Below are 7,451 nucleotides of genomic sequence, written 5' to 3'. Positions count from 1 at the left end.
ACGGTCAGATCCCCGTCCACGATCACGTTGTACGGCACCCGGTCGCCCTCGGACTCCGGCTCCAGGCTCCCCGCGACGTGCAGGCCGCCCTCGTAGAGGCGTATCTCCTGCTCACCGGCGAAGTCCTGGTACGGATACGCCAGTTCGGAGGAGGCGGCGTAACGCTCCTCCGTCTCGGCAACGGAAAGGACGCGATAGCCCGCCGGTGAGGTCACTGTGGTCATGCCACCGGATGTTAGAGGCCGCCTCCGACAACCATGTACACCCGGACGTTTGCCCGTCGATGGGCGCCTGCCTCAGACCGGCGGGAACATGACTGGTCACAGCGTTGCAGGCGTTCCTGGAACCACCGTGCCGTCCTCGGTCCGGCCGGTGAACTCCCGTAGCCGATTGCGTAGTTTCCCGGATGTCTCCGTGGCCCGGTCTCTGTGATTGTGGGTGCCTTGTGGAACGAACGGCGTAGAGGGACGGGTCATGGACCGGCTTGGAGACATCACCGCACCGCAGGAACCAGATCGGGTGCGGGGTGCCACCGGCGCGGTGAGGCGGGTCGTACTGCCTCGTGGTTACGAGACCGTCGGCGCGCGCGAGGCGGAGGAACGCTTCGGTCTGTCCGCCGACGTGGACGACCCGGGCCCCGGTCACGCGCCGACGGTCCGTCTGTACGACACCGGCCTGCACATCCGGGGCGACCTGGTCGCCCCGGATGGGGACGGGAAGTGCGCGGACAACATCGTCGAGGACGGCGACCTGGTCATCGACGGTGCCCTCGACTGGTGGGAGGGGGAGGATCCGGATGGACCGCACAAGTTTCTGCTGGTGACCGGGGATCTGAAGGCACACTCGGTCCACCTCGGCGAACGCGTCGACCTCGTCGTGCGCGGGGATGTGGAGGTGACCGGCGGAGTCCACGCCTGGAGCGTCGGCGAAGGTCCGATGGACGGCGATACGACGCTGACGGCCCGGAACGTGTACGCCCGGTAGGTGTCGCTGCACGGGCACGTCGACATGGTGGTGCACGGGGATCTGGGGGTGGACGGCTCCATCCTGTGCCGTGGCGTGGACGACCGTGGATCGCTGTCCGTGGCCGGGCGCACCAGGGCCGGGGAACTGGTCACGGCCGCGCGCCGAAACCCTACGAAACGGGCGCGATCAGTGACCTCTCGCAGCCAAGGTTGAGCGTTCTCACTGAACCTTGAGCGGAGCTACGGCGTGCCGCTGCCGTCGGGCGGGAGCGGCTGAGTCTTGGATGCATGGTCTTCATTCCGCCACCTGACGTGCACTACTGCCTTGACCCGTGGTGCGAAAACCCGGATCCAGATCTCATCCCTGACGCCGTGTGCGGCTGCCACATCCTGACTGAGGGCGAGCTCGAAGAACGTAAGCGGAAGGTGACTGGATAGCTGGTCACCGGCAGTCGAGTTGATCTCGACGCCCGGTTTCGTGATCATTGGTCTCATGTCCCAGGCCGCGCCGTTTCCCAGCTACGAGGAACTCGCTGCGCTGGTCGTCGAGTTGCGGAGCGGGTTGGCCCAGGTGCGGGCCCGGACCGCGGACCTGGAAGCCCAGCTGGCCCAGAACTCCACGAACTCCTCGAAGCCCCCGTCCTCGGACGGCCTGGCCAAACCCGCCCCGAAGTCGCTGCGCGGGAAGTCCGGGCGTGGCCCGGGCCGCCCCAAGGGGCAGCCGGGTGCCACGTTGCGCCAGGTCGAGATTCCGGATGAGACCTTCACCCACCGGCCCGGCCCGTGCACCGGCTGCGGGACCGACCTCTCGGACGCGCCTGTGGTTGGGGTGGAGCGTCGCCAGGTCTTCGACCTGCCCGAACAGATACGGCTCCAGGTCACCGAGCACCAACTGCTCTCGGTCCGGTGCGCCTGCGGGAACAAGGCCCGGGCCGCGGCTCCGGCCCAGGTCGCCGCCCCGGTGCAGTACGGGCCACGGCTGGCCGCGGTCGGGGTGTACCTGATGCACGGGCAGTTCCTGTCCAAGGACCGCACCGCCCGCGCGCTGGCCGATCTGTTCGGCGCCCCGGTCGCGGCGGGGCGCCGTGGCGGGCTGGGTGAGCCGGTGCGCCAGGACCCTGGACACGTTCGGCCGCGTGGTCGCCGGGCAGGTAGCGCGGGCGCCGCTGGCGTTCTTCGACGAGACCGGGTTCCGCACGGCCGCCCGGCTGCACTGGCTGCACTCCGCCTCCACCGGGATGTTCGTGCACCTGAGCGTGCACCGGCGGCGCGGGACCCAGGCGACCGATGCCGTCGGGATCCTGCCCGCGTTCCGCGGGGTGGCCATGCATGACGCCTGGGCTCCGTACGACACCTACACCCAGGCCACCCACGCTCTGTGTTCAGCGCATGCCCTGCGCGAACTGGTCGCGGTCACCGAATGCGGGTCCGAGCAGGCCCGCTGCGCGGCCTACCGGGCCATCGACGCGCTGCTGGCACTGAAGAAGGCCGCCGACGCGGCCCGCACCACGGTCGCCGAGGCGATCGCGGACAAGCTCAAGGCCGGGGAGCTGAAGGCACTGCGGACGGCGGTCCGCGACGGGATCAAGGCCACCACCGCACGCTCCTCGAAGACCGGGTGCAAACACAACGCGCTGTTCAAGCGGCTGCACAGCCGCTGGGACGACTACCTGCGCTGGGTCCACGACCTGCGGCTGCCCTTCGACAACAACCCGGCCGAGCAGACGATCAGGATGGCGAAGCTGCGGATCAAGGTGTCCGGAAGCCTGCGGACCCTGCTCGGGGCCCAGGACTTCGCGGCCATCCGCACCTACCTGGCCACCGCCGACCGGCACGGCCAGAACATGCTCGACGTCCTGGAGCGGGCCATGGGCGACAGACCCTGGATGCCCGCCACCGTCTGATCCTCAACCGGTCCCGCCGACCGGAGGTCACGCATGCTCGGGTGACTCAGGTAGTTCAGCCTGCAACCAGTGGCGTTAGATCTGACGGTCGTTGTTGTGGCGGCCCAGCGCGCGGCCGAATCGTTCTGAGATCCCCGGCATCAGGCTTTCGCCTCTGGCCGGGCGGTCCAGGCCGAAGACGTAGCCGGGGAAGTCCAGTTCCTTCTGAGCTGCCCAGATGCCCTCGTGGTCCTCAGCCGGAAGGATGCGAAGGGGATCGCCTACAGCTACCCAGCCGATGGGCACCACGGAGTCGGCGGGAAGCACAGTGCGCAAGTGCACCAGGCCGTTGATGCGAACCTCAGAGCGTGTTCCGATCCTGGCCCCGTTGAACACGCGGCTGCCGGTGGCCAAGAACACCTCGTCCTCCACCTGGCAGCCGGTCAGGTAGGAGGTGGGCCCGACCAGGACCTGTCGACCCAGACGCAGAGGATCGCGGCGGCTGCCGCGCAGGACAGCGTTCTCCATCACGATGCTGCCCTCGCCCAGCTCCACCGGGCCGCCCTCAGCGGTGAGCACCGCACCGAACAGCACCCGGCAACCCGGCCCCACCCGGACGTCTCCGCTGAGCGTCGCCGTCGGCGCAACGTAGGCGGTGGCGTGGATCGTCGGCGAACAACCCTCGTGCTCAATCAGCATGGGCGCGATCATGCCGCACTCCTGGGGGTCGCCGCGCGCCGTTCCACCAGGCAAGACCGCAGAACACGCCGGGCCATTGGCCTCAACCCGTGATGCTGTCGCAGCCCGTGCCAGCTGAGGAGATCCGCGACCAGCTATCCAGTCACAGCGGAAGTACCTCCTGGCCCAGCAGGACCAGCGCAACGACGGTGGTCAGGACACCCCGCTCAAGGTTCAGTGAGAACGCTCAACCTTGGCTGGCGCGGGTTGCCTGTCGGTTATGCCGCGCCGACGCCAGGTGACATGACGCGGCGTGACGTAATCGCACAGATGGCACAGGACATCCTGAGCAGGAAGTTGCACGACGGAGCGTAAGAACCAGGCACTCAGGCCTTCTCGGGGATGGTGTCGTCGATGACGATCTCGGGTTCCGGGTCGTCCGGACTGGTGGCGGCCTTGATGCGGTCGATCGCGGGGGCTACGGCGTCGTACACGCGGCGGGAAGCTGCCGTGTTGTCCCTTTCGCCGTCCAACTTCGACGGGTGTGCGTTCTCGTCGAGCTCCTTGAGGTAGGCGACGAAGTTCGTGCCGGTCATGGTGACCCGGACCAGCCCACGCCCCCCGCGTGGCCCGCTGACCACTGCGCTCGTCCTGGCCTTCACCTTGTTCTCGTAGCCGGTCGGCTTCGTCTCCTCCCAGAGATCCTTCGGGCACACAACGGTGACCCGGGCCAGACCAGCAGCTTTGGAGAGCCGGTCACTGTGTTCGGGAGGAGACTGCGTGCAGCCGGTCAGAACGGCAGCGAGCACGAGGGCGACAGCGACGGTCCGCCCGCTGGTCAAGGAGCTTCGAAGGATCTTCACCGCGCCATGGTGAGACAACCGACCAGAAGGCTGGGGTGGATCCTGAACGGAGGCCGAAAACACCTTCCCCTGGTCCAAATCCACCCGCACCCCGGACCAATTCCCCGCTGCCCTGTTCGATATGCGACACCGAGCCCGAAATAGCACACCACCGCCGCGCTCGCGCTGTACCGGTGGAACAGCGACCTCGCCGCAACGTTCTTCGAACCGCTAGACCACCTGGAAATCAGAACCCACTCCGACTCGGGTCCCTCGCCGTCCGACGCCGGCGCCGGCGGTGCGCTCGTCCAGGATCTGCTGCTCGATCTCGTCCAGGCGCTCGTCGGCGGTCTCGGCGGTGATCTCGTACTCCTCGACCTCGCACCCGTTCACCGCACCGTCGATGTCCCACACACCGACCAGGTGGCTGCGCCTGCGGCCGGGATGAACACGTGTGCATCAGCTCGCCGGGCGGTGAACCACTGCTGCTCGTACGGTCGGACATGAGTGCCCTGACAGGACGGTGCTCCCGGGACGGCCCTGCGGCCACTTCGCACGTTCCGCAGGGCCAACTCACTTTCCAGACGAGACCACCGACCAACCGCCAGCCGACGCCCACCGCCCCTGAAGGCACCAGAGCGGTCTGGGTCCATTACGCGGCGAAGCCTATGTTGGTGACGTACTCGTACTGGCCCCACCGGGAACCGAGGTCGGGCAGGACGTCGGTGGTCCACTCGTCATCAAGGCCCTGGAGGTCGCCCGCGGCCCAGGCCTCGACAATGCGGTCCCATCGGCGGACGTTCATCGTGCGGTACTCCACCACCCTTTGCAGAGGCCTGGCCACCTGCGACTGGTTCAGCGGGTGGACCTCCACCCTGGTCCCGCGTCCGTCGCGGTTGAGACGGACCAGGAGATGCCGGGCCACATTGCGACGGCGCACGGTCCGGTAGGCGGCGTCGATGCGTTCCAAGTTGGCCTTCGACGGCCGGCGCGTGCCCTCCAGCCAGGCCCGCAGTGTCCGGTCGGTCACCGTCAGGCCAGCGTCCTTGGCCGCGGCGAGGCTGTGGTCGGTCTTCGTCAGGTAGTGCAGGCGGGCCATCAGGCCGCGCTTCACGGTGACCGGAGTGACGATGCCACCCGCGAGGGCGTCGAGTTGCCGGATGACGGCGTCGCTTCCCTTGATGCCCCAGGCGCCGAACTTCCCGAAGTCGATGGTCCTCTCCGGCACTTCACACCCTTTCTGTCAAACTCCGTTGCCTGAAACGGTAGTTGGGATTCTACCTTATGCAGGTCTATCAGGGGTTATGTGATGCTTTCCTCCAGCAATCAACACCTTGCCTGACAGCTGAAGCACGCCCAGAACACCGCACGTCCCCCTCCTCGATGGCACAGCCCCTCCCTGCTGTCCTACCTCGGCCCGAGAAAGGGAGCTGAGATATGCGGAGCTTTACGGGACGGGGTACGGAGGTACCGGAGCCGAACGGCCCCCCAGGGCCGGGCGGCGGCACCGGCCACCGGAACCAGCCACTCCTCCCTTGCTTTTGAGCGTCATGGCCAGCACCACCCGAGATCAGTACCGCTGATGCCCCATACGGTCCGCACGACTCCGCAGAGCCGCACGCGAAGCCGCCTCAGCTTCAGGAGCTCAGAGCTCAGTTGGCAGCCGTTACTGACTTCGGCGTATTAGGGTCTGTCCGGTCTGTCGAGAGCGAGGCCCGTCCCGGCGAGGAATCCGCTGAGGATGCCGTGCTGGTACTGCAGCGCTTTGAGCCGCCTGCGGAGCAGAGTCTCCAGCTCGCTGAGGGTGCGGGCGGCCAGGTTGGCCAGGCTCCGCTTGATGTGCGCCCACAGGCCCTCGACCGGGTTGAGGTCGGGCGCATACCCGGGCAGCAGGACCACCGTCAGCCAGTCCCGCTCGGCAACGAGTGCCTTCATCGTCTTGGAGATGTGGGTGCTCAGCCGGTCCCACACCACGATCAGCGGGGCCTTGAGCAGTTGGTGGGCGCCATCCAACAGGCGTATGCAGTCCGCCTCGCCCAGCGAGCGACGCTCGCCCGTGCGGCCGGTATGCCGACGCAGCCGGTGGCACAGACGGGCGGGCAGGCCCGGCCGGAAGCACAGCAGACCGGCCACCGAGAGACGTCCCCGGCCACGGCCGGACACCTTGACCCTCGGGGTGATGCCGCGCCGGCCCCAGGTACGGCCCTTGGGCGGCCGACTGGTCACGCCCGCTTCGTCCTCGAAGCAGATGAACGCGCCGGTCGCCGCCCGGAGGATTTTACCTCCTGCCAGGTCGCCTCCCGCCATGCGGTGATCGCGTCCTCGTCGCGTTCGGCGGCGGGCCGGGCGGGCATCTGCACGCTGCAGCCCATGCGGTGCAGCAGCCGAGTGACTCCGGAGACGCTGTAGGAGAGGTGGAACTTCCGCCCGATCAGCGTGCGTACCCGCGCGGCGGTCCACACCTGGTCGTCCGCCCAGCCGTGCGCGGCCGGCCCCTCATCAAGCCACATCGCGAGCTCGGTCTGCAGGTGGGGGCCGAGCCGACAGTCGTAGCCGCAGGGGCCTCTGGAACGCAGCGCCTCGCGTCCGCCCGTCCTCCAGGTACGGCGCCACTGGTAGACCGACTTCTCACTCACCCGTAACTCCCGGGCGATGCACGGGACTTCCACGCCCTCATCGAAGAGGTCAACGGCCCGCATCCGTACCTCTTCCCGGCGCCTGCGCTGCTCGGCGGTCAACCCGCCCCCGTCCGGATACCGCATGCCTCCGGCGTACCAGCCCGGACGGACCGCGCCACCCCTCCCGACACAAATCCAGACCCCGAAACGCCGAAATCAGTAAGTACGGGCCGTTGTTCGAGCTGGGAGGCGCAAGAACAAGCTCAGGCCGTGACAAACGGCTGCTCACACGACGCTGGCGAGGCGTGGTGAGCGGCAACAACCCAGTCGAGCGGGAACACATCAGAACATCACCAGGGCACGACTCCCCTGTCATCGAACAGCTGACCGGTGGGGCCGTCGTCGGGCAGAGCCGCCAGCCTGACGGCGATTGCCGCGCCCTGCTCAGGGGTCTGAGTACCGCTG

General features: G+C 67.9%; 9 protein-coding genes and 2 pseudogenes. 3 read left to right on the top strand and 8 right to left on the bottom strand.

The genetic code is table 11. The features are described 5' to 3' along the window. The coding region (locus ABZY11_RS41410; protein ID WP_356484115.1) for a hypothetical protein at positions 1–224 on the bottom strand (224 nt) is incomplete at its 3' end. A 250-nt stretch (positions 225–474) separates the two neighbouring features. Here ABZY11_RS41410 and ABZY11_RS41405 point away from each other — a divergent pair. The 3 genes and pseudogenes from ABZY11_RS41405 (at position 475) to ABZY11_RS41395 (ending at position 2,869) form a co-directional block, all read left to right on the top strand. Further along, positions 475–984 carry a hypothetical protein gene (locus ABZY11_RS41405; RefSeq protein ID WP_356484114.1) on the top strand — a complete coding sequence of 170 codons (510 nt, stop codon included), beginning with the start codon at positions 475–477 and terminating at the stop codon, positions 982–984. 474 nt (positions 985–1,458) lie between these two features. Next, positions 1,459–1,683: pseudogene (locus ABZY11_RS41400) on the top strand (DUF6444 domain-containing protein); the annotation flags it as partial. Positions 1,684–2,050: 367 nt separating this feature from the next. Then, a complete protein-coding gene (locus tag ABZY11_RS41395) occupies positions 2,051–2,869 on the top strand; it encodes a transposase (RefSeq protein ID WP_356484113.1) in 819 nt (272 codons plus the stop codon). Positions 2,870–2,944: 75 nt separating this feature from the next. On the opposite strand, the gene ABZY11_RS41390 is transcribed toward ABZY11_RS41395, so the two are convergent. The 7 genes and pseudogenes from ABZY11_RS41390 to ABZY11_RS41360 form a co-directional block, all read right to left on the bottom strand. Continuing rightward, positions 2,945–3,559: a gamma carbonic anhydrase family protein gene (locus tag ABZY11_RS41390; protein WP_356484112.1), complete on the bottom strand. Its 615-nt coding sequence runs from the start codon at positions 3,557–3,559 to the stop codon at positions 2,945–2,947. Positions 3,560–3,912: 353 nt separating this feature from the next. After that, the gene (locus ABZY11_RS41385; protein ID WP_356484111.1) at positions 3,913–4,389 is read right to left on the bottom strand and encodes a hypothetical protein; all 477 of its coding nucleotides are present in this window, start codon (positions 4,387–4,389) and stop codon (positions 3,913–3,915) included. 210 nt (positions 4,390–4,599) lie between these two features. Next, a complete protein-coding gene (locus ABZY11_RS41380) occupies positions 4,600–4,782 on the bottom strand; it encodes a hypothetical protein (protein WP_356484110.1) in 183 nt (60 codons plus the stop codon). 238 nt (positions 4,783–5,020) lie between these two features. Further along, the gene (locus ABZY11_RS41375; protein ID WP_356484109.1) at positions 5,021–5,596 is read right to left on the bottom strand and encodes a transcriptional regulator; all 576 of its coding nucleotides are present in this window, start codon (positions 5,594–5,596) and stop codon (positions 5,021–5,023) included. A 455-nt stretch (positions 5,597–6,051) separates the two neighbouring features. Next, the gene (locus ABZY11_RS41370) at positions 6,052–6,594 is read right to left on the bottom strand and encodes a transposase (RefSeq protein WP_356484108.1); all 543 of its coding nucleotides are present in this window, start codon (positions 6,592–6,594) and stop codon (positions 6,052–6,054) included. After that, a complete protein-coding gene (locus ABZY11_RS41365) occupies positions 6,591–7,130 on the bottom strand; it encodes a winged helix-turn-helix domain-containing protein (RefSeq protein WP_356484107.1) in 540 nt (179 codons plus the stop codon). Before ABZY11_RS41365 ends, ABZY11_RS41370 begins: the two co-directional genes overlap by 4 nt. A 206-nt stretch (positions 7,131–7,336) precedes the next feature. Continuing rightward, a pseudogene (locus ABZY11_RS41360) lies at positions 7,337–7,451 on the bottom strand (dehydrogenase); the annotation flags it as partial.

The organism is Streptomyces sp. NPDC006510, from assembly GCF_040611955.1.
Lineage (GTDB): Bacteria > Actinomycetota > Actinomycetes > Streptomycetales > Streptomycetaceae > Streptomyces.
The sequence above is the reverse complement of the archived record's forward strand: the minus strand, read 5'-3'. Positions and strand labels throughout refer to the sequence as shown.

Bases quoted from the DNA above. Each gene is read 5' to 3' on its own strand.
- ABZY11_RS41405 (WP_356484114.1), top strand. From the start codon at position 475: ATGGACCGGCTTGGAGACATCACCGCACCGCAGGAACCAGATCGGGTG.
- ABZY11_RS41390 (WP_356484112.1), bottom strand. From the start codon at position 3,559: ATGATCGCGCCCATGCTGATTGAGCACGAGGGTTGTTCGCCGACGATC.
- ABZY11_RS41365 (WP_356484107.1), bottom strand. From the start codon at position 7,130: ATGCGGTATCCGGACGGGGGCGGGTTGACCGCCGAGCAGCGCAGGCGC.